The sequence below is a fragment of the Silvibacterium bohemicum genome (genome assembly GCF_001006305.1).
GTDB lineage: Bacteria > Acidobacteriota > Terriglobia > Terriglobales > Acidobacteriaceae > Silvibacterium > Silvibacterium bohemicum.
This window is the reverse complement of the sequence record NZ_LBHJ01000019.1, coordinates 279,111-300,700: the sequence shown is the minus strand read 5'-3', so window position 1 is coordinate 300,700 and position 21,590 is coordinate 279,111. Positions and strand designations below refer to the sequence as shown.

Genomic DNA, 21,590 nt, shown 5'->3' with positions numbered 1-21,590 from the left:
ATTTCATTGATTTGAATCTTCTTTGCCGGCAATTATGCGGGCACCGCGAGCGCGGAGGGCCGGGGTGAATCGGCTGGGAGACAAAAAGCCGCAGAGTCGAAGCGGACCAGACAATAGATCTACAGTGACCTTCAGGGCGAAAATTGGCGGGGCAGGAGGGGGCATTCTGGTGCAGCCTTAAGCTGCACCAGAATGGTTGGGATTAAGCGAGAATCACTGGCAGCAGGTTCCGTGCTGTTCGTGCCCTGCCGCCTGTAATGCGCTCCAGTTCATCGATGTTGTGAGCCAGTACCAATGGTTTGTTCCGCCATTGGCCAGGATGTAGCGATCGTAGTCGAACTGATCACCGACCGCGGAGGTTCCGCCTGTATCATCCGCAAGCCCCGATGCCCCTCCCGGACCGAGATAGGTTATGACATTGTTGTGTACGGCATCGTTTGTTGCCACCCACGGTCCCAGGGTGCCTGTGCCACGATTTTGATTAATCACGGCGATCCCATTTCCCGCCCCGTTCGGCACTTCGACAGTATTGTCGAAGACATTGACGTTGGGGGAGTTCAGGATTGCGATCTGGGCATTCCACAACCATACCGTTGGGCCGTAGCCGTTGCCTTTCACCACATTGTTCTTGATCGTTGCCGTGTAGCTGATCTCATGAACGATGCCAGAGCCCAGGTTATGCAGCACCGTGTTGTTCTGGTACAAGGTTCCTGTGTTGTTGATATCGGTCCACAATCCATTTCCGTTGTTATCGTGAACGTAATTGAATTGCACCGTGAGATTCGTCGTAGTTGAGAACTTACTACCGCCAGCTTCCCAATTGGTTGCATAGTTAGCGTAGTTATTCCACGATATTTCATTGCTGGCGGCCACGGAGCTGGTTCCGAAGAGTTTAATTCCTATCTGCCCATTGTGATGAATAAACGAATTCATGATCTGAGAATTCGTTCCGAGAACGATCCCTCCTCCATGATTCCACTTGGCCTCCACGCCGGTGACGATCCACCCCGACCCCAATCCATCGGTCCATGTATCTCCGCCAACAGCGCCGGTTTGCGCGAGATTGGCATACTCCTGGACCACTATGTTTTGAACCTGCACATTTGGGGCGCTCCCATAAAACGCATATTGACTCATGCCCAATTCAACCGTCTGCCCGGTAGGATTGGCTGGAAGATAAACTAAGTTATTTACGCGGTCGAAATACCAGGTCCCCGGTTGCAGTCCAGTATTCGTGCTCGCCGGGGTTTGCAGTTTGGAGTTGATGAATAAATCCTGGGTGTATCCGCACAAAGGAAAGCCGGTTGTGCAAGTGCCGGATTGCGCGGTACTCGCAGTTGCGCTCGCAACCCAATAACCGCTTCCCGCAGGATCGAGCTGGAAGGTCAAAACCTGCGAGCCGTTGAAAATCACTCCGAGCTTCCCCTTGAAAATATCGCCTGCCAGGGGCACGACACTCTGCATGCGGTAAACACCGGCAGCGAACTTAAAGGTTGAGCCGGGGGGCGCCGCACTCACTGCGGCCTGAACATTGCTGCCCGGTGAGAGCTGCACGGTTACAGGTGCGGTGGATTGCGCCAGTGAGATGGAGCCAGTTGCAAAGCAGGCCGACAAAGCAAAGAATGCATAAATCCGTGAGACAAGTATTTTCATATAACTCCGCCTGGTATCTCTCCAAAAGTTAGGGACGACATGAACATCAGATGCGCCGGTAATCATGGCTGGCCCGTAACGTCGACACCGTTCCATATCCGCATTTCGTTAACGTCGGACATGTACCAGATGTCAATTCCGTTGACGTTCCCGCCCCACGCGTAGGAGTAAGTCTGTGTCGAGACATTCGTGGAGATAGGGGAAAGGACCAGGCAGCTTCCTTCCTGAGCTGTTTGAACGAAGAGACTAATGGCCTGGGTCACCGTTTCTGTCGGTTGTTGCTGAACTGCGACCGAGGTGCAGCCGTAATTCAATGCGGCCTGTGCCGCGCCAGCCAGCCACCCGTTTTGGGCCGAGGCAATCGCGGGGTTTTCCGTAACGGTGATCTGAGCCGATGCGGAGGCAAGACTATCCGAAGCATCGACGGCCGTCACCGTTACAGTGGAGCTAGGAACCGTCGACGGCGCTGTATAAAGCCCCGTAGTCGAAATCGTTCCCGTAGCTGCGCCTCCGCCTGTAACTCCGGCCACACTCCAGGTGACCGCCGTACTGGCCGATCCGTTGAGAGTTGCGGTGAATTGCTGGGTCGCGCCGCTTGTGATGCCGGCCGACAGAGGATTAATAGTGACGTTATCGGCGATGGATATAACGGCCGTTGCACTCTGCGTATTGTCGTCGACGCTAACCGCGGTAACGCTCACGGCGCCACCGGTGGGAACTGCGGAGGGAGCCTGATAAAGGCCCGTTGCGGATACCGTTCCTGCCGCCGAGCTGCCTCCTTGGACTCCATTGACCTCCCAGATGACTTCATTATCCGATGAGCCGGTTTCCGTCGCCACCAGTTGCTGGCTCTGGCCGGGCATGAGGTTGACGGCACTCGGCGAAACCGCGACTGAAATGCCGGATGCGCTGCCGGAGGTGGCTCCAGAAGCACTTGCGGCGGCCGCAGTTCGCGGGCTAATCATTCCGTAGCCCGTAAGTAGAAGACCGAAGCCAATGAAAAGAAGTGCTTGAGCGTGCTTCCGGGAACGATTTTTGAGAGGCGGCGAAACGGTATTGAAACATCCGAAATCGTGATCATGACGGAAAGCCCGATCAGCGGATGTCACGACCGTGGCAAGAAATGATGAGGCAATATGACGGCTATTCACTGTAGCGTTGCTCCTTTGCATGCAAAAAAAGAAAACGCAAACGGGTCAAAAAGAATGGCGGATGCCGTGGGAGCAACAACCTGCAAAGCAAAGAGGCACTCCATGGTGCCTTCTTAAGTAATAGTTACGTGAATTACTTTAGCGCACATATTGACTTATTCAAGATTACTAAAGTGATAACCATTTCTGGGGAGGTTGGATTTTTTGACACACTGAAATTCTGAATGCATTCGGTGCATGAGAATTGGTTTTGTTCAGGCAACCCCGAACGCGCTTTTCTTATAGAGCGCATGTATTTTGAAACGTGTAGAAGCACGTAACCGCTTCAATTCAATTGAAATCGTTGATCTCGAAAGCGCAGTAATTTGCCTCAAGACACGCTTGAACGCATTTCTCGCGCAGGCGGGAGTAATGAATTCGAGGAAAATCGCCGATCATTTCCGGAACTAAGTTAAGAGCTGAGTTAATAACTTAAAAAGAGATATAAGTTATATCTTCCTATAAGTTAGTAACTCGGAGACGTGTTATTTATTGTGCTGAGGGGGATGGAAATTCAACAACCTCATCCGGGTTCGGTGCGAGGGTTTGGTGGGGTGAAACCCAATTGACATCCAACGGCCTGCAGGATCGACTTACACGGCGAATGTCGGCAGCATCTGAATCTCCGGCATCATGAGCGAACCTCAGTCCGAGATCGAATCCGAACAGGGGATACTCACATGCCCTCGACGGATAAGCAACAGCTTGCACGCACAGTTATTGGGGCAGCACGATCCTACCGGCTGATGCCGGTGACATGAATTGGTATTGAAGTCGAACGGTTGCGACAATGGGCCAACGCGACTCGGCCCCACTTCAGCTGAAATGGGGCCGAGCCGTGTTCCAGGCGCTCAATTTTCCGGTCAGTCAGGCTCGGTCGACGGCCCTAAACGAGCACCTTGAATATCTGGTGCATATTCTCCCAGCTATTTGCAAAGAGAAAGAGGGACAGGGAGAAATAAGTGAAGGTTAGAGCCGTGCCGACGGCGCCGATCACGCGGTTTTCGCGGTATGCGAGAAAGCCCTGTTTGCCCAGGCGCTTCTTGATGAATATGCCGTAGTAGTGGACGCTGGCTAAGCCTATGCCGTGGAAAAGTCCAAACAGGGCGAAGTTGATGCCGACCCCGTGCCAGACGCCGATAACTACGAAAACAGCGCAGATCGAGAAGGCGATAGCGTTGTTGGCGCTCTTGGGACCGAAGATCCTCACCAGCATTTTGACCATGGGGGTGAACATCATATCCCGCAGCCATGTCGACAGCGAGATGTGCCACCTGTTCCAAAACTCCTGAAGATTTCGCGCCGAGAATGGGACGTTGAAGTTCTCCATCACGTCGATGCCGAGAAGACCTGACATGCCCACGACCATGTCACAGAAGCCCGAGAAATTGCAGTACAGATAGAGCGTGTAGCCGAAGAGCGCGACGAGCAGATCGATCCTGTGATGGGGGTGTCCGTCAAGCAAGAGACCCGAATAAGTGTATTGGCTCAACAGAGACGAGAGGAATAGATACTTAGTTAGACCGACAAGAACTCTGAGCAGCGCTCTGCGCTTAACGGCAGGATCCTGAATTGGATCCCGATAGGAAGCGATATATCGGCTGTATGGGCTGATCGGCCCTATCGACAATGTCGGAACGAAAAACGCAAAAGAAAGATATTCCGACAATGTCGGCATCTCGACTAAGTCGTTCCGCACCTCCTGAACGAGGTGGCAAAGGCGAAAAGTCAAATAGGAGAGGCCAAGAAAGAGCGCAGCTACATGATTTAAAAGGACGGCATGCAATGCCGGCGCAAACGAAGAGTCGAGAATCGGAACATATTTGATCACGATGAGGATCGCGATCGGGAACCAAAGTGCGACGGTTCCCCACGTCTCGGTACCGTTTTTCGTCCGCTTCAGCAGCCAGTAGTTGACCAGCACCAGAAGGAAGTAAACCAGAAATGCGGCGCCTACGGTCTTCAGGAGTAGCGGTTTCATCGCGGTTCTGTTATCGATCAGCGCCGCGAGACATGCAACATAAGCCCCCACCACGTTCAGAAGCGCGAACAACCACGTTTTCAAACCCCCGCGCACAAAACGCAGCACCAGCCATGCGGCAATGGGATATGCGGCGAAAGTAAAAAGCAAGGTGGCTAACGGCGCGTTGCGAGAAAGCATTTCTTCCCCCGAAAATCGAAACAGGCAAAGCCAGGAAATATGTAAAAGAACAGCAGTATCGAAGGCTTTCGATACACTCAGGGACTTATTTCCCTGAGCCGGCCATCACTCCAATAGCGAAAACGATGTCACTGGTTCAAGCTGTAAGCCTTCAGGAGCGCGGGCGTTATCGTCTCCGTAAACCACGTCGAGCCATTTCGATTGAAGTGGTTGTGGTTGGCAAAGAAATTCGGCAGTCTCTCGCGAGTCACTCCAGCAAATAGCACATCTCCCGGAACTCCGATCATGCTGTAGTTCGGTCCCATCACCTGCGACCAGGATGCGATCTCAGGAAGCGTGGTGTCACCGAATTCTTCTACTGTCGGAAGATGGAGAAAGACCAGCTTCGAACCATGCTGTTTGGCGAGGTCTACGATCGCTTGGATGTAATGGAGTTGATACGGCTCGGGATAGGGACCGGCATTATCAAGAGCAGGAGAGCTAACGGATATCAGAGCCCCGTCTCCGATCGAAGGCACGGGCATACTATCCTGCACGAAAGGCGTGCCGTAATAGCCTAGCCTGCGTTCCGGATCTTCGTTCTTGTATCTTCCGTAGGCGGCAAACGTCTTTTCATCGTCGCCGATGAGATTGGGCCTGATCTTCGCGAGCAGCGCTCTCGGAGCGCCAAATACCATCTCCGAATAAAGACTCAATCGATCGCGAACGGGCAAACTGCTCAAGGTATTGTCGTTGCGATCGAATCTGATCCAGTGAGACGACTGCACATGAGGCTCGTTCGTAAATGAGCCGGGCTGGGGAAGATTCCAAACGATGAGCGCTGCATGATGATGCTGAAGATAGTCCCGCAGCATGTAGTAGTGGAGATCTTCTCCCGGCCAATTCAACGCGAGCATCGCCACATGGGCCGGACGGCCAAGGCGTGCGCTGAATGATTTCTCGACGAGGTCCGCACGAACTCCCTCCATAATCCGGGAGCTGCCCAGAAACACGACATCCGCGTCTTTGGGGTCCTCATAGACTTGTTGCGCGTCCCAGCCGATGGGACCCACCTGATTCGACATGCTGATGAAATCCTGCTCATCAGACACAGGCGGCATCCAGGATAAGATGACGGGCAGAGCCAGCAGAAATATCAGGAGCAGGCAAAACGCGAGTGCAGATCTGTTGGAACGGAATGCTGGATACATCAGACCTTGCCGGTTCCTTTCGTGTCAGATAGAGCGATTCTTTGGGCAGTCTTCAGCAAGCAACGAAACGAAATGCTTTGCCGCTCCAGCCAGGAGCTCAGCCAATCACTTTCGAAGCCGCTGCAACATCGACTCAAGGCCTGCTCAGCAGATTTTGATCGAAACAGCCTGCCGACAGTGCGCCGCGGTGAGAAAAAATCAGATCAGAATCCCTGATAGACCGAGCCAACATCGAGCGAGTGCGGATTCAGCATCAGCATAACCGCGCAGGAAGCAGTGCAAAGGATAACCGCAAGAACCAACACCGCAGTATCTACCGTGCTGCTCGCTGCTCCCGAAGATTTCTTATCGGTTTCAGGATTTCCTTGCGACTTCGCCATACCATCCTCCAACGCAACGGGGAGACACTTATTCCAAGTCCGTAACTGAAAATCTTTGCGCTTTCAGTTACGCGCTCGGAATTCTTTTGAATTCAGGCGCCAGGCAAGGCCGGAGTTATTTCTTTTCCGTGCGCTTTGCGATGAGATCGGCGAGTTCTCCAACATTTTTGGTGCCTTCTACTTCGCCTACACGAAAACGGATGCCGAACTCTTGCTCGACCGCGAGAATCAGTGAGACATGTAGGAGCGAATCCCACTCGGATACATCGTTCGCCGTTAATTCGGGAGTCACTACGACTTTTTCGAGAAAAATCTCATCGAAAACCCCCTGCAGTCGTTCGAGAACTTCAGATTGTTGCACCGGCTGGCTCCGCTACTTGAATTTTGGTCTTGCTGGGCGAGTAGTTCGCTACATCTAATATATAAGTAGAAGTCTCATCGGCGAGATCTCCCGGAGCAAATCCGAGCCGCGGATAGAGATCGCGAACCATGCCATTCTTGGCAGTCGGTTTGTAAGTCCCGACGATGCGTTCGCAGCCGCGTTCCTTGGCAACACGAACGATCTCATTCAGCGTAGCTTCCTCAACCTGTCGCTTCAATACCCGGCAGCTCATCAGCCAGGTGTCAATCAGCAGTTCCGCTCCGTCGATCTTCGTTACCACGATGGCGATCAGACCGTGATCTCCAAAACGATCGGAAAGCCGGATGGTAAAGCTGGCGTGGTCAGTGCTTGAGATGAGCGCGCGAACTTCAACTTCGGTTCGCCGCTGCGTCGTCAAATTAAATTGATTGCTCTTATTGATGAGTTGCGTGATGCGGGGCACGTCAATTGGAGTGAATTCCGAAATCGTAGCGGTCATCTCCAGGGACGAGAGATAGGCATCCATGTCCGTCGCAGTGCTCTGCAACTCCTGGCGCTTCGCCTCCTGCTGATAGAGCTGAACTCTCTCCAGGTCTTCTTTGGTCACAGACCGCATTTCAAAGTGACGGCAGTCCTTGAGCGTGGTGGCGTAGGTGGAAGGATCTTCGCCCAGCCAGATCGCGTCCACTTCAGGAACGAACTGTTTGACAATATCGATTTCCGCAGGGTTGTCGTCGAAGAAGACAAAGCTGTCGACCCCAAGATTAAGCTCGAGCGCTATCTGGCGAATATTTTCCGACTTAGGCTCCCAGTTAGCCTTGAAGTTCACGATATTGGAAAGCCGAAGCACCATTTCAGGATGCTTCAGGAAAGGCTCAATGGCCTTGTCGTGATCATTCTTGCTGCAAACCGCGAGTAAGACGCCGCGTTTGGAGATTTCCAGCAGGGTTTGCTGAAAGTCGCGATAGGCCTCGCCACGCGGAGAAGTAGTCCCGATTTCGATGCCTTCCAGGCCATCGTCCCCAATCACGCCACCCCAAAGCGTGTTATCCAGATCCAGAACGATGACTTTCTTGGTCGCCCGTTTCAGGCTTGCGGCGAGAAGGGCAAACTCTCTGGCTACTTCCACCATCAGATCGGTGGAGAAAGGCTGCTTGCTTTCAAACCAGGTGCGCTCGTCAAAAGCGCGCACAGTCCCAAGGCGATTCGCAAGAAACTCTATATCGCAGATATGCGCGTATGCGGGTAAGTTCAGCCCTATCTGATAATTTACATATTTCCGGAAGGCATACTCGGAGCTAAGTCCGGAATTCCGCATGGCGCCGGGATCGAAATAAGGAGGCAAGCGGAAATTGCCAACAACCACGGACGCGCCGGAGCGGTCATGGATTTGTGCAATGAGGCCGAGAATGTCAGTGACTGCCTGATTTGCTTCCGCTTCCTGAAGCGCAAGAGGATCGGCCAGCCTTCCGGTGTAGCGGCAGCGGCGTTCCGAGGGTAGGACAAAAACTAACTCTGGCTTGAATGCGTATAAGTTGCTGTCTTCATCCATTATCTCGGAGATGTAGTTGTCATAATCACCAGTCCATAACTGAAGATTGACATCGCCAAGAACGATCGTGAAGTGTTCGATAAGATCAGCCAGCGGTCGAAGACTGCAGCCACCAATAATTGCCAGTCGCAGAGTCGACTTAGAAGAAGGCCAGAGATTTGTCTGGCTCGCTCTTTTCCTCAAAGTGTTGAGTGCGAGAACCTCGCTGAACGATCGTGCTTCCTTCGTCTTGGACTTGAGCAGCGGTACGAACGACGAATCGCTATCCCTGAGTAGATCCTTCAATCCGCGAGTTTCATGCGCCTGAATTGTCGATTCTGAGGGAGCCTGGTGGAGCGCGTTGCCAACGGTCTTGGTGTCGCCCATAGAATTAGGTCTATCGAAGCGGCCTTCATAAGTCAAGGTCATTTCCCCCCGTTTGAGTTCAATTGACAGTCAATCAACCGCACGCAGCATGTTTTCAATGGCGCGCAGGTTTGGGAAAGCTGATGTGCAGAATGGTCGCATAGCGAGCAACGTTGAGCATGCGGTCTCCCAGGGCGGCGGCTTCCGTTTATGAATCGCTACGAAGAATTTGTAACAGTCGCGTGGTCAAGAATGATGGAGTCAATTGTTCGGCCGCTGAGCGTTAAATCCGACCCTTCTCGCCCGACTGCGCTGGAGTCTGTTGGTCAGAATGTACGGTCTACGGCTTCAAGGTGAACACACTTCCGTTCGAATGAATATGAACGGTCTGGTTGACATTGACGATCACGCTGAATTGATTGTCACCCAATACGGTTACAGATTTTGGACCCAGATTTTTCACATCGACCGCCCAGAGGTTTCCATCGAGATCCAGCTTCGGGGGAGGATGCGGCAAATGAACAGTCGGCGGAGCATTGATGAGGTCAACGCGTTTCCCCCCATCCAGAAGATCGATCGACCCGCTGTGTGGCTGTAGGTGAATCACCGGCTTGTCTTGAGAGGTAACCAGCTGGCCGAACAGAAGCGCCAAGAACATGAGGGACGTTTTCATAAGACTCGCTATTTTTTCGAAAGACAGGACACAGGAAGAGGAGAGGGTGAAATCCTCTCCACGGCCCGGCTATAAAGGTTTCTCTATGGCTGCGCGGCCGCGTGTGCGTCCAGCCGGAGGAAGAGTTACTCGAATCTGAGATCTGCTTCGGGTTTGACTGCGCCGAAGGTATGTCCGCGAATCGTTAGATAGAACAGCAATTCGACACGGCTGGATACGCCCAATTTGTCGAAGGCTCGAAAAAGATAATTCTTTACCGTGTGTTCACTAAGGCCGAGTTCACTGGCGATGGTCTTATTTGTTTTGCCTTTGGCTGCGCATTGCACGACTTCAAATTCGCGCTTGGTGAGAGGCAATGCATTGTCGGCAGTCAACACGCTCGGAGCAGGAATATTCCGGAACGCTTCGAGTAGGGAAGTGGTTTCCTCTCTGCCCGCCCAAATATATCCCTTGCTTACGTGTTCAATGCAATCGAGGAACTCGCCGATCGGCTTTTGTCTTGAAAAAACTCCCCGCGCGCCGGAGCGGAACGCGTTGACCACCGCCTCATGAGTCGTTTCATTGAGAAGAAGAACAATCATGAGGTCCGGATATGTCCGGCACACTGTGTCCGCCAGATCAAAGCCGCCGCTTGCATCCGAATTGATCTCGGCGCCAATAACCACCAGATCGATCTCGCGGACAGCCAACACCTCCATCAGATCAGACGGGTGTATAGCCGTAGCATCGCACTTGCGGTTCCGGACAAGAGCGTCCGCAAGAAGGTGGCTACTCATCGAATCCCTATCCGCAATCAGCGCGTGCAGCGCAGGACTTGGATGTTGGGCAATCTTGAGAACTCGCTCTTCACTACTCATTTTTAATGACATCCAACGACTTCCTCTCAGGGGGTGGAAGTTCCGGGCATTTCGTCGGCGCCGAGGCAATTTACAAGCCCGCTGCTGACCACATCTTACGATGCAATTGCGGGCAAGCATGTTGAGTTCTATCCGGGACTCGATCTACGTACGTCGAGAGTTGCAATCACTCTGAGAAGGCCCGGGGAGGTGACATCATGATGACGCACCAGGAGGTTTGTCGTTCAAAAACACGTGGCCGTTGAGGCCGAAGTCAGAGAGCGATCAACGTTAACCATGTGTTTTTACTTTACGGGATTCGGAAGGATTTGCAATAAAAATTTCCGTCAAACTTTCTTCTCTGTTGAAAATAGAGAAGCTTCACTCCTGGGAGACAGGAAGTTTGGGGTCTTTTTCGTCTGGGGAGGAGAAGGTTACGGCAACGCCCCGCCCTTCTTTCTCATCCGATTTCTAAACGTTCGGCGGCTTGTAGAGGCTTGGGAGCTCTCTTATCCTTGGCTCAGATATGAATCTGGTGCCCGTTATAGAGCGAAGTCTGCAACGCCGAGCCGCCGTTCGATATCGCTTGCGTCTTCCGGTCATCTTTCACTGGAACGATGGCGCGGACCACACCGAAGGGGGCTTCACAGTTGACGTTGCACTGGATGGAGCATTCATCCTCAGCAGCAGATGCCCCAGGGTAGGGAGTGAAGTTCGTATCGAAATCCTGCTGCCCTCGCCCGACCAGAGCGCCGAGGAACTGCGTATCGAGTGCGTCGGTAAGGTGATGCGAGTTGTGAGCGAGCCGGGATGCAGCGGTTTCGGAGTTCATGGCACTTTCGACGACGATCACCTTACGCGACAGGTTCATCTATAGGCAAGTCATTTTTAGTCTCGACCAAAAAATGTTGTCAATGCGCGCTGGTCGAGAACAAAGCGAATTTACTTCGGGGTTTAACTGGCTAGCAATCCCGGCAGGTAACTTGGGGCGGTAACTGATTATCGCAATTCTTTCATCGCTGAGTAATCTTGCAGTGGTTACCTTTCAGTAATCTTCGCTTACTTACTCTTTATCGTTCCGAATTTAGTCTCAAGATAGATCGATTCGAGCGAGCCGCAGCTTCAGGAAGCATCGGATTAATTGTAAGACTCGTAGCGCTCCGGGAGAGACTCTCGATTTTTCTCTCTTCTTGCATTAGTTGGACCTCATCGATGGTGTCGGCAAAGCGAATAAATTGTTGTAGCAAGTGTTGAGATAAAAACAGCAACCGCCACTACGAAGCATGAAGAGAAATGCGCATTACGGACTGACCCTGCCATCGGGCGATGGGACTGAGAGGGCGAAGCTATATCTGTCTCCGAACTTACGAAGGCAACCCATTCGGCTTTTCGGAAACTAAGTAGCTTTAGGAGAGGGCTGGATCTATGAGCATCGCTGCGAATGATCCCACGATGGATATTCGCTGGTACGCGATCACAACTCGCTCGCGCCACGAAAAAACAGCTGCCGCAATGCTCGACGCCTTAGGCGTAATCAATTTCTTTCCGGTTTCCTCCGAGCTTCGTCAATGGAGCGACCGGAAACGGATGGTTGACTTCCCCTTGTTTCCGGGTTACTTGTTTGTTCGCGTGAACCCGGGCAGAGAAAGTACGCTACCTATTCTTAAGACGCCTGGAGTCGTCGGTTTCGTTGGAAACCAATACGGACCGTCGCCTATTCCTGATTTCGAGATAGACGCTGTTCGCAGAGTGCTTGCGGAAGGAACGCCATGCGCGCCTCATCCTTTTCTGCAGGAAGGCGACCGCGTCCGGGTAGTACGCGGAGCGCTAGCAGGGCTCGAGGGAACTCTCGTCAGGGCTGGTTCCCGTACCGAACTCGTGATTTCGATCGAAATGATTTCCCGGTCGGTGGCGGTTCGGGTATCGCGTGAGGATGTAGAGCCGGTTGTTCCAGGCGATATGAATTCGCTCAACGTCAGCCGCACTGAAATTGCCCTTGGAGGCCAGCTGTGAAAAATCAAGACAGGAGTGAGAGTATGCGAAGGACAATATTCCGTGCCACGGCCGTCGTAGTTTTCTCAATCGCCGCCGCCGCTGCTGGAGCTTACGCGCAGCAGCCGCCCGCCGACGCAACGCCGGCCATCGCCAAAGTCGATGCGCCTGCGGGACAAGCGTCCAGCCCCTCGCTTCAGCAGCGCTATCCTCGCTACATTATTCAGCGCGAGGATTCCCTGCTTCTTACTTTTCCTGTTTCGACGGAGCTCAATCAAACGGTGACCGTGCAGCCTGACGGGTTCATCAATCTACAGGTGGCCGGCAGCCTCCATGTGCAGGGGATGACGGTCCCCGAGGTCACCCAGGCGATCCAGCAGGCATATGGGCACATTCTGCACAATCCCATCATCAACGTGGATCTGGCGGACTTTCAGAAGCCCATGTTTACCGTCTCCGGCCAGGTAGGGAAGCCGGGCCAGTATGAGTTGCGCTCCGACCTCACGGTGGCCGAGGCTCTGGCCGTCGCCGGCGGCATGGTCATGACCAGCGCGAAGACGCAGGTCTATCTCTTTCACCGGACCTCGCACGACTGGTACGAGGTAAAGCGAGTCAATCTTAAGGAAATCCTCCGTGGCAAGAAACTCGATGAAGATGCCATGGTGCAGCCCGGGGATATGATTTACGTGCCTGAAAAGTTCATCACCAATTTCCGCAAGTATGTGCCTTACTCAGCGACGACAGGAACTTTTGTGCAGCCGAATTAGGCTGCGAATCTTCCAGGGCAGTTCGTGAAATCTCAAGAGATGAAGGGTGAGGACGTATGAGAGAGATGAACAATAGGTTTTCGGAAAACAAAGACGCTGCGGATATCTCCATGCGCGACCTGGTCGCCCCGCTCTTTCGCAAGAAGCGTCTTATACTCCTCACTTTTCTAGGGGTCTTTGCCGCAGTAATTCTGCTCTTCGCGCTGATGGGGCCGAAGTATACCTCGCATATGGCGATTCTCGTCAATCGCGAGCGTCTCGATCCCTTGGTTTCGACTGAGGCGACCACCCAGATGGTCACCACCAGCACGCCGGTGAGTCCCGAGGAAGTCAACTCCGAAATCGAGTTGTTAACCAGCCGCGATGTGCTAGAAAAGGTCGTCGTAGCAAATGGGCTGGAAAAGCCCAAAAAGTCCTCGTGGTTTCATTCGAGTAAGCCAATATCCGAAGAAGATCGCATCGCCCGCACCGCAACGGGATTGGCCAAGAAGATCAAGACTAATGTCACGACCAAGACGAATGTGATCGAGGTCCAATACAGTTCAGGCGATCCGAAGCTGGCCTACGGGGTTCTCAAATCGCTGGGTGAGCTTTACACGGCGAAACACGTCGCGGTGCATCGGCCGGCCGGCTCCTACGATTTCTTCGCTCACGAAACGCAGCGTTATAAGGATGAGCTCGATAGCGCTGAAGCCAAGCTGCGAAACTTCAGCCGTGAGAATGACGTCGCTGCGCCGGACCTCCAGCGTACGAACTTAGCGCTTCAGGTGGCGACCTCTATCGGCATTCAGCATTTGGCTGAGCAGGCAATCGCTTCGGACGAAGAGCGTGTTCGCAACGATCAATCGCAATTGACGTCGACCCCTCAGCGCTCGGCCACGCAGCAGTCCACCGCTGCAGCCGACAAGCTGCTTGAAGATCTCAATGCCACACTGCTGGCCGCGCAAACAAAGCGCACCCAGATGGCCGCGAAATACGATCCGAGCTTTCCCCTGGTGACAGAAGCGGATCAGGAAGTCGCTCAGGCGAAAGCAGCTATCGTAGAAGCCGAGAAGACGCGTTACGTCACAGAGACCACGGATCGCGACCCTACCTTCGAGCTTATCCGCGAGGATCTGGTTAAGTCGCAAGAAGATTTAGCTGCTCAGCGTGCAAATCTGGCGGCGACAAAACGCAGCATTCAGGCGATCCAGGGACAGATGGTCGATCTCGATCAGAAGTCCATCTCTCAAAACGATTTGCTCCGCGAGGTCAAAGCTGACGAGGATAACTATCTCCTCTATCTATCTAAGCGGGAGCAGGAACGTACTACGGACGCTTTGGATTCCACCCGAATCGCAAACGTCGCGATCGCGGTGCCCCCCGCAATCCCCGTCCTTCCTACTTATGGATGGCCGCTAATCATCATCGCCGGAATTGGAGTGGCAGGAGTTCTGAGCCTGTCTACGGCATATGCTGCGGACTACTTCGATTCCTCGTTCCATACGCCCGCACAGGTCGTCGATATGCTGGGCATTCCAGTAGTAGTCACCGTATCGAAGAAGAAGAGCGCGTAACCGGCGCCAGGTATGATCCTCCGCCACTTCCACTTGCGAGAGCAGCCCTTCGGCGTAACGCCGGACACTCGGTACTTATACGCGAGTGCTACTCATCGTGAGGCGCTCTCTTCGCTTCTGTACGGGCTTCAGTCCGGTCTCGGCTTCGTAGCGCTTACCGCGGAGCCGGGCATGGGCAAGACCACGCTGCTCTTCGAAACGATGAGCAAGATCCAGTCGGCGAAGAAGACGATCTTCCTCTTCCAGACGATTGCGACGCCTCTGGATCTCATGCGCGCAATCCTGATTGATTTAGGAATTAAGGATACGCAGGGAAGTCTGGTAGATCTTCAGGCCCGGCTCAACGAAACATTGGTAAGCCAATGCGCATCGGGAACGCCTCTCGTGTTAGTCGTCGACGAAGCGCAGAACCTCGACGACCCCATCCTCGAACTGGTTCGAATGCTCTCCAACTTCGAGACGCCGAGCCAGAAGCTCATGCAGATTGTTCTCTCTGGCCAGCCCCAGTTGGCTGCAAAGCTCGCCTCTCCCTCGCTGTTACAGCTACGGCAAAGAATCTCGATCTTTGCCCGCCTTGACCCGTTGTCGCCGAGTGAGACGACGGCCTACATCGAGCACCGGCTTCAGATTGCAGGCTATGATTCGCCGGTGCGGTTGTTCACCCATGGCGCGTTAGGATTGATCGCGGAGTACAGCGGCGGCATACCGCGGAATATCAACAATATCTGCTTCAATGCGCTCTCGACCGCCTTTGCGCTCCAACAAACGACGATCAACGCAGACTTGATTTTGGAAGTGCTCGCGGATCTCGGCATGCGGCCCGCCGACGGAAAGAAAACGGCATCCGCCCCCGCCATGAACGACGTGCTGTCGGTTCGGCGGCAGCCAGAGCAGGAAACAAGTTTGGGAAAGCGGCTGATCGCTTCGAGCTACATGCGGTTTGCGGTGTTGTGCATCATCGCGATCGGGATCGCGTTGTTCATCTTGAGATCCAACCGGGATGTGGCGACCGCGCCCACAGTACAGGCACGCAACAGTACCGTCGCAGCTGCAGCCCCGGCGGTATCGCCTCAACCTGCTGCTTCGGTGGTAGCAGCGCCTCCACCCGAAGTTGCGGCTGCGCCGCAGCCGGATGTTTCAGTTCCTCCGCAGCCCGCGCCGTCTTCGATCCCATCCAAGTGGGTACCGGTTCGCAGAGGACAAACGCTTCACAGTATCTGCATTGAACACTTCATCGACTGTGGTCCTGAAAATTTGCGAAAGATCGTTGAGCTCAATCCGCCCCTCGCCGACGCGAACCATATCAAGTCAGGCCAGCAAATTCGTATCCCGATCACTCTAACTCCTTCGATGAAAAATTGAGGCGAGCACCGACCATGACTCTCCCCAAAACCGCGAAGAAAGGCCAACAATGAGCAAACACTTCGAGCTGATGCAGCAACTGGAAAGAGAGCGGGAGTTCAACCAGGAACGCCCCTCTTCCTCCACGGTGCAATCTGTGCGCGAACCAAGCTATGGGTACAGTCCCAGCCGGTGGGCGAACGATGAAGCGCTGAGGCTGGTTCAGCAGGTATTTCTCCTGCAGGCCCAGGATCCGCCGCGCATCGTGGTCTTCGCCGGCATCGACCATGGAAATGGCTGCAGCCAGATTTGCGCGTCGGTTGCGGAAACACTGGCGAAGAACGCTCGCCGGCCGGTTTGCCTGGTCGAAGCGAATTTTCGCTCGCCGGGTTTGCCCGAAATGTTTGGAGCCACCAATCACCACGGCCTTACCGATGCCCTGCTCAAGAAAGATCTCCCGATCAGTGCATTCACCAAGCCGGTCGATCTGGAAAATCTTTGGCTGTTGTCCGCCGGCGCCCTCGCGGCAGATTCACCCAATCTGCTTGCTTCCGACCATCTCCGCGACAGATTGTTAGAGCTTCGCGAAGAATTCGATTTTGTAATCATTGATGCGCCTCCCTTGACTCGCTATTCGGACGCCATCGCCCTCGGCCAGCGTGCCGATGGCCTGGTTCTGGTTTTAGAGGCGGACTCCACTCGTAAAGAAGCAGCCGCGGTGGTTGCGGCAAACGTGCGGTCAGCCAACATCTCCATACTGGCCGCCGTCCTGAACAAGCGTACCTTCCCGATTCCCGAGCGGATCTACAACCGCATCTGAGTCTTCACGACTCAATCAGCGGATCGATGCACGACAAAATTCAGAAGAGGGTCTACCTGTGAGTCGGTAGATCTTTTCACTCCACCTCCCTTTGTAGTTTCTCGCAGCGGCAGAGTGTTTCTCTGCGTACGCGCTGTATCCCCCTGTCTTTGCTGGACGGACGTCGGTCCTCCGGCACAGATACTTGTCTAAGATTTTGAAGTTAACAAACAGTTGTGCGGAGGGGCATCGTGAACGATAGGAACCGTCTTCTCATAAGCCTACTTAAGCTGTTTGACCTTTTTCTCGTGGTGCTCGCGTTTGGGTTGACAACGGCGTTGATTGTGCAAGAGAAGCAGCAGTCATCTCTTGAACAGTTCCTCTCGATGAGGACGAAGGTATCGAACTTCGTGATCTTCCTCATGGCTTTGGTTATTTGTCACTTAGTGTTTTACGTGTGCGGGCTCTACAGATCCATGCGGCTTTCAAGCCGCAAGGCGGAAATCGTCGACATTCTTAAAGCGACGACGCTGAACATCGCATGCTTCGTGGTGCTGGGCTGGCTATTTGCTATCCAGATGGTTACAATTCCGTTTCTGGCGATATTCTGGGCTCTCAGCACACTGATCCTATGCGGCGCACGAATGGCGATTCGCCTTGTTGCTGGGCGTATCCGCATTCACGGTAAAGACCTGCGCTACATGCTGATTCTGGGAACGAATCCTCGGGCCATCGAATTCGCAAACAGGATTCTCGCCCGCCGCGATCGCGGATATCGTCTTCTGGGATTCGTAGATGACGATTGGCCGGGCCTTCCTGGTCTGGCGAAGGCCGGTTTTGAAGTAGTCAGTGACTACGCCGGTCTGGCCGAATACCTACGCCGCAATGTTGTCGACGAAGTCGCCATCTATCTACCCTTCGGGTCTTTCTATAGGCACTCCTTCGAGGTTGCCGCTCTCTGCGAGCAGCATGGAATCACCATGCGCTATAACTCCGATATCTTTGGCCTGAAAACGGCACGGTGGCGCGCAGAAGAGTTCGACGGCGATCAATACATTGCCACTTACACGGGAAACAATGAAGTGTGGCCGCGAACCGCAAAACGGTTGATCGATATGGCCGTCTCTGCGAGCGCCTTGCTGGCTCTATCGCCCATCTTGATTGCTGTCGCGATTGCCATCAAGATGTCCTCGCCCGGTCCACTTTTCTTCCTGCAAGAGCGTATCGGTATCAACAAACGCCGCTTTAAGATTTTCAAATTCCGCACCATGGTTCCCAATGCCGAAAGACTCATAGCGAACCTTGAGAAGCAAAATGAGATGTCGGGTCCCGTCTTCAAGATCAAGAATGACCCGCGCATCACTCCGATCGGCAAATTCCTACGTCGAAGCAGTTTGGATGAGTTGCCGCAATTGATCAATGTCCTCAAGGGTGACATGAGCTTGGTAGGTCCACGACCTCTTCCCGTCCGCGACTACGAGGGCTTTAATGAGGATTGGCAGCGGCGGCGATTCAGCGTTAAGCCTGGCATCACCTGTCTCTGGCAAGTGGGCGGACGCAGCGGAATCTCATTCAACCAGTGGATGCTGCTCGACCTCCAGTACATGGATGAGTGGTCTCTCTGGCTGGACTTTAAGATCCTCGCCAAGACCGTTCCTGCCGTCCTAAAGGGCGAAGGCGCCGCATAGCAAGATCTCCAGTGGAGGCGGCGAAGAGCCCGGTTCTCGAACTCGCCTCCACTGCAATCACCCAGTAGTCTTTTGAACAGCGCGCAGCTTTACGCTTGTCGATATGCCGCGGCCACAAATGTATCGCCGTATGCAAAACTGCAAGGTTGAGACCAAGACAGTTGCAAGCGCGATGCGGAGGAATGAATGGATCGTAGTAAGAGAAAGCAAGTAACGATCATTTACCGCATGCTTCCTCAGTATCGGGTCGATTTCTTCGAGCAATTGAGGTCAATGCTTGATGCCGAAGGCGTCGACCTCAACTTGCTATATTCGAAAGCGATCTCGAATGTAAAGAAGGACGAAGCTCATTTGCCCTGGGGCACGATTGTCCCGCAGATGAAGCTGAGTATTTCGGGGAAGCACCTGCTGTATCAGCGCTTGCCCAAGTCGATCTATGATTCCAGCCTCATCATCCTGATGCAGGAAAATAAGATCCTTAGTAATTATGTAGTATCGTTTCTCGCTCGCCGTCGCGGCATACGCGTCGCTTTGTGGGGACACGGCATCAACTTTCAGGAACAATCCGCTGGTCTTTCCAACTGGTGGAAAAAGCAGTATTCATCCAAAGTAGATTGGTGGTTCGCATACACCGACAAAGTTGCCCAGCTGGTCCAGTCGATGCCATTTCCCGGGGACCGCATCACGGTAGTGAATAACGCTATCGACACGAAAAGCCTCATCAAAGCGCTTGGCGAGGTCTCCGAGTCACAGAAGCAGGCTTTGCGCGAAAAGCTGGGGCTCGGCCCCGGACCCGTCGGTATCTACTGTGGTGGAATGTATCCGGAGAAGCGGCTCGACTTCCTCTTTGAAGCGTGTGAGACAGTAAGGCGCGAGGTTCCAGGCTTCGAGCTCATCTTGATTGGCGCTGGGCCGGACGCAAGAATCGCAGAGGAGTTCGCTGCTACTCGTCCCTGGGTTCACTATGTCGGACCGATGTTCGGCTTAGAGCGTGTCACCTATTTCTCTCTTGCGGAGATATTTCTAATGCCCGGCCTGGTTGGGCTCGCGGTCCTCGACTCGTTCGCTCTCGGGACGCCCATTGTCACGACGAAATATCCGTTTCACAGCCCGGAAATCGACTACGTGACCGACAGGCAAAATGGTCTCATCTCCGATGACGACGTCTCGGCCTATGCGCGAGCAGTAACCGGCGCGCTCACTGATCCCGGTCTGCTTCCATACCTGCGCGACAAGGCGCAACAAAGCGCTCAAACATACACGGTAGAGGCAATGGCTGCGAAGTTTGCAGCTGGCGTTCTGCAAGCCATCCAAGCGCCGTCGGCCGGGTAGAGACGAATCTATGTCACTTGCAAAAACGATCTTTCAAAAAGTTAATGCAATTTATGCGGTTCGTCGCGGGGTTCAGCTGGGCGAGCGGGTCCATATCGGAATAGGTTCGATTCTGCAGGCCCCGGCCTCGCTTCGTGTCGAAGACGATGTCTATATCGGAAAGTTCTGCACCATTGAATGCGACGGAAGAATTGGCGCCCACACCATGATCGCCAACACCGTCGGCATCATCGGAAGACTCGATCATGATTATCGCGTCGTGGGAAAGACTATCCGCAAGGCGCCTCACGTCTGGGACGCAGATCATCGTGTCGGGGAACCGAAGCTGGTCGTAGATATCGGCGAAGACGTTTGGATCGGCTACGGAGCCATCGTGCTGTCCGGTACAAAAATTGGTCGCGGCGCCATCGTGGCAGCCGGATCCGTAGTTAGTAAAGATATCGCCCCTTACGACATTGCTGCGGGAGTGCCCGCGCAAAGCATAGGACGGCGTTTCCCCTCGGATGATTTGATTCATGAGCATGAATCTCAATTACTTCACGAGCATGGAATTCCAATGAGTGTGCCGGTCTATTCATAATCTTTCTTCTATCCATCGCGTGGGCCGGGCATAACGATGGAGCGACGTCGCTAAACGCTGTTGTTTCGGTAGTAGGAACAATCCTTCGCAGTCATATTCTCTTACTTCTTAAATAAGTGGATGCGCCGCTGTATGCAGCTGTGTGAACAACCATAAATCTCTAGGAGGAAATCGTGAAACTCAACAATGAAAAGGTAATTGTCTGCGGTGCTGGCGGATTCATCGGTGGCCATCTTGTGAAGAGGCTTCTCGATGACGGAATCGACGTCATTCGCGCCTTGGATATCAAGCCTCTGCACGAGTGGTACCAAGCTTCGGAAGGCGTCGAAAATGTGGAAGCGGACCTGAAGAGCCTCGAAGCCTGCGAAAGCGCCGTTGACGGTGCGACCGTGGTGTTCAATCTCGCCGCGGACATGGGTGGAATGGGCTTCATCGAGAACAACAAAGCATTGTGCATGCTGAGTGTCCTTACGAATACCCACCTGTTAATGGCTTCGAAGGAGGCGGGCATAACCCGGTATTTCTTCTCCTCTTCGGCCTGCGTCTATAACGGCGACAAACAGCGGGACGCGAATGTCACTCCGTTGAAAGAGAGCGACGCGTATCCGGCCCTGGCGGAAGACGGCTACGGATGGGAAAAGCTGTTCAGCGAGCGCATGTGCCGTCACTTCGAAGAAGACTTCGGCTTGCAGTGCCGCGTGGCCCGCTACCACAACGTCTATGGGCCGCTGGGCACCTGGACAGGTGGACGTGAAAAGGCTCCCGCAGCAATCTGCCGGAAGGTCTGGGAGGCGAAACTTTCAGGCCGGCACGAGATCGAAATCTGGGGCGACGGCAATCAGACGCGGAGCTTCATGTATATCGATGACTGCACCATGGGTTCGCGCATGATTTTGGAGAGCGAAATCCATGAGCCGATCAACCTCGGCAGCAGCGAGATGGTCACAATTAATCAGTTGGTCGATCTCGCAGAGGAGTTCGCCGGCATCAAACTCAAGCGAAACTACAACCTCAGTGCTCCCAAAGGCGTGAACGGCCGCAACAGCGACAATACTTTGATCCAGCAGTACCTTGGCTGGGAGCCATCCACGTCTTTGCGTGAGGGTTTGCGCAAAACGTATGACTGGATTGGGGAGCAGGTAGAAGTTGCCCTCAGTGTTAGCTCCGGTGACTGAACGCTTTGCCGCGGAGAAA

General features: G+C 53.8%; 19 protein-coding genes. 10 read left to right on the top strand and 9 right to left on the bottom strand.

Annotation, left to right across the window (positions count from 1 at the left end; genetic code table 11):
* Positions 1-213: 213 nt before the first annotated feature.
* The 9 genes from XX99_RS22750 to XX99_RS22715 form a co-directional block, all read right to left on the bottom strand.
* Positions 214-1,653, bottom strand: a complete 1,440-nt coding sequence (locus tag XX99_RS22750) for a right-handed parallel beta-helix repeat-containing protein (protein ID WP_050061699.1) — start codon at positions 1,651-1,653, stop codon at positions 214-216.
* Between the two features lie 62 nt (positions 1,654-1,715).
* The gene (locus tag XX99_RS22745; protein WP_156186160.1) at positions 1,716-2,618 is read right to left on the bottom strand and encodes a hypothetical protein; all 903 of its coding nucleotides are present in this window, start codon (positions 2,616-2,618) and stop codon (positions 1,716-1,718) included.
* Between the two features lie 1,111 nt (positions 2,619-3,729).
* Positions 3,730-5,004: an MBOAT family O-acyltransferase gene (locus XX99_RS22740; protein WP_050061697.1), complete on the bottom strand. Its 1,275-nt coding sequence runs from the start codon at positions 5,002-5,004 to the stop codon at positions 3,730-3,732.
* A 128-nt stretch (positions 5,005-5,132) separates the two neighbouring features.
* Positions 5,133-6,095, bottom strand: coding sequence for a hypothetical protein (locus tag XX99_RS22735; protein WP_156186159.1), 963 nt, complete (start codon positions 6,093-6,095; stop codon positions 5,133-5,135).
* Positions 6,096-6,397: 302 nt separating this feature from the next.
* Positions 6,398-6,574 (bottom strand): hypothetical protein, encoded by a 177-nt coding sequence (locus XX99_RS27485; RefSeq protein ID WP_156186158.1) that lies wholly within the window; start codon positions 6,572-6,574, stop codon positions 6,398-6,400.
* A 115-nt stretch (positions 6,575-6,689) separates the two neighbouring features.
* Complete coding sequence (locus XX99_RS22730) at positions 6,690-6,935, bottom strand: acyl carrier protein (protein ID WP_050061695.1); 246 nt, start codon at positions 6,933-6,935, stop codon at positions 6,690-6,692.
* A complete protein-coding gene (locus XX99_RS22725; RefSeq protein ID WP_156186157.1) occupies positions 6,922-8,895 on the bottom strand; it encodes an HAD-IIIC family phosphatase in 1,974 nt (657 codons plus the stop codon). Before XX99_RS22725 ends, XX99_RS22730 begins: the two co-directional genes overlap by 14 nt.
* A 277-nt stretch (positions 8,896-9,172) precedes the next feature.
* Positions 9,173-9,490, bottom strand: a complete 318-nt coding sequence (locus tag XX99_RS22720) for a hypothetical protein (protein ID WP_050061694.1) — start codon at positions 9,488-9,490, stop codon at positions 9,173-9,175.
* A 140-nt stretch (positions 9,491-9,630) separates the two neighbouring features.
* A complete protein-coding gene (locus tag XX99_RS22715; protein ID WP_184084959.1) occupies positions 9,631-10,374 on the bottom strand; it encodes a response regulator transcription factor in 744 nt (247 codons plus the stop codon).
* Positions 10,375-10,867: 493 nt separating this feature from the next.
* On the opposite strand from XX99_RS22715, the gene XX99_RS28715 reads away from it, so the two are divergent.
* From XX99_RS28715 to XX99_RS22665, 10 genes are all read left to right on the top strand, one after another.
* On the top strand, positions 10,868-11,218 hold the full coding sequence (locus XX99_RS28715; RefSeq protein WP_082125861.1) for a PilZ domain-containing protein: 351 nt from the start codon (positions 10,868-10,870) through the stop codon (positions 11,216-11,218).
* A 548-nt stretch (positions 11,219-11,766) separates the two neighbouring features.
* Positions 11,767-12,354 carry a transcription termination/antitermination protein NusG gene (gene nusG / locus XX99_RS22705; RefSeq protein ID WP_050061691.1) on the top strand — a complete coding sequence of 196 codons (588 nt, stop codon included), beginning with the start codon at positions 11,767-11,769 and terminating at the stop codon, positions 12,352-12,354.
* Positions 12,355-12,377: 23 nt separating this feature from the next.
* The gene (locus XX99_RS22700; protein ID WP_050061690.1) at positions 12,378-13,100 is read left to right on the top strand and encodes a polysaccharide biosynthesis/export family protein; all 723 of its coding nucleotides are present in this window, start codon (positions 12,378-12,380) and stop codon (positions 13,098-13,100) included.
* A gap of 65 nt (positions 13,101-13,165) precedes the next feature.
* Positions 13,166-14,656 (top strand): GumC family protein, encoded by a 1,491-nt coding sequence (locus XX99_RS22695; RefSeq protein ID WP_050061689.1) that lies wholly within the window; start codon positions 13,166-13,168, stop codon positions 14,654-14,656.
* Positions 14,657-14,668: 12 nt separating this feature from the next.
* On the top strand, positions 14,669-16,018 hold the full coding sequence (locus tag XX99_RS22690) for an AAA family ATPase (protein WP_050061688.1): 1,350 nt from the start codon (positions 14,669-14,671) through the stop codon (positions 16,016-16,018).
* Between the two features lie 49 nt (positions 16,019-16,067).
* The gene (locus XX99_RS22685) at positions 16,068-16,817 is read left to right on the top strand and encodes a CpsD/CapB family tyrosine-protein kinase (protein ID WP_050061687.1); all 750 of its coding nucleotides are present in this window, start codon (positions 16,068-16,070) and stop codon (positions 16,815-16,817) included.
* A 215-nt stretch (positions 16,818-17,032) separates the two neighbouring features.
* Positions 17,033-18,484 carry a sugar transferase gene (locus tag XX99_RS22680; RefSeq protein ID WP_082125859.1) on the top strand — a complete coding sequence of 484 codons (1,452 nt, stop codon included), beginning with the start codon at positions 17,033-17,035 and terminating at the stop codon, positions 18,482-18,484.
* 186 nt (positions 18,485-18,670) lie between these two features.
* Positions 18,671-19,816 (top strand): glycosyltransferase family 4 protein, encoded by a 1,146-nt coding sequence (locus XX99_RS22675; RefSeq protein ID WP_050061685.1) that lies wholly within the window; start codon positions 18,671-18,673, stop codon positions 19,814-19,816.
* Positions 19,817-19,826: 10 nt separating this feature from the next.
* The gene (locus XX99_RS22670) at positions 19,827-20,396 is read left to right on the top strand and encodes an acyltransferase (RefSeq protein WP_050061684.1); all 570 of its coding nucleotides are present in this window, start codon (positions 19,827-19,829) and stop codon (positions 20,394-20,396) included.
* A 173-nt stretch (positions 20,397-20,569) separates the two neighbouring features.
* Positions 20,570-21,571, top strand: a complete 1,002-nt coding sequence (locus tag XX99_RS22665; protein ID WP_050061683.1) for an NAD-dependent epimerase/dehydratase family protein — start codon at positions 20,570-20,572, stop codon at positions 21,569-21,571.
* Positions 21,572-21,590 lie beyond the last annotated feature (19 nt).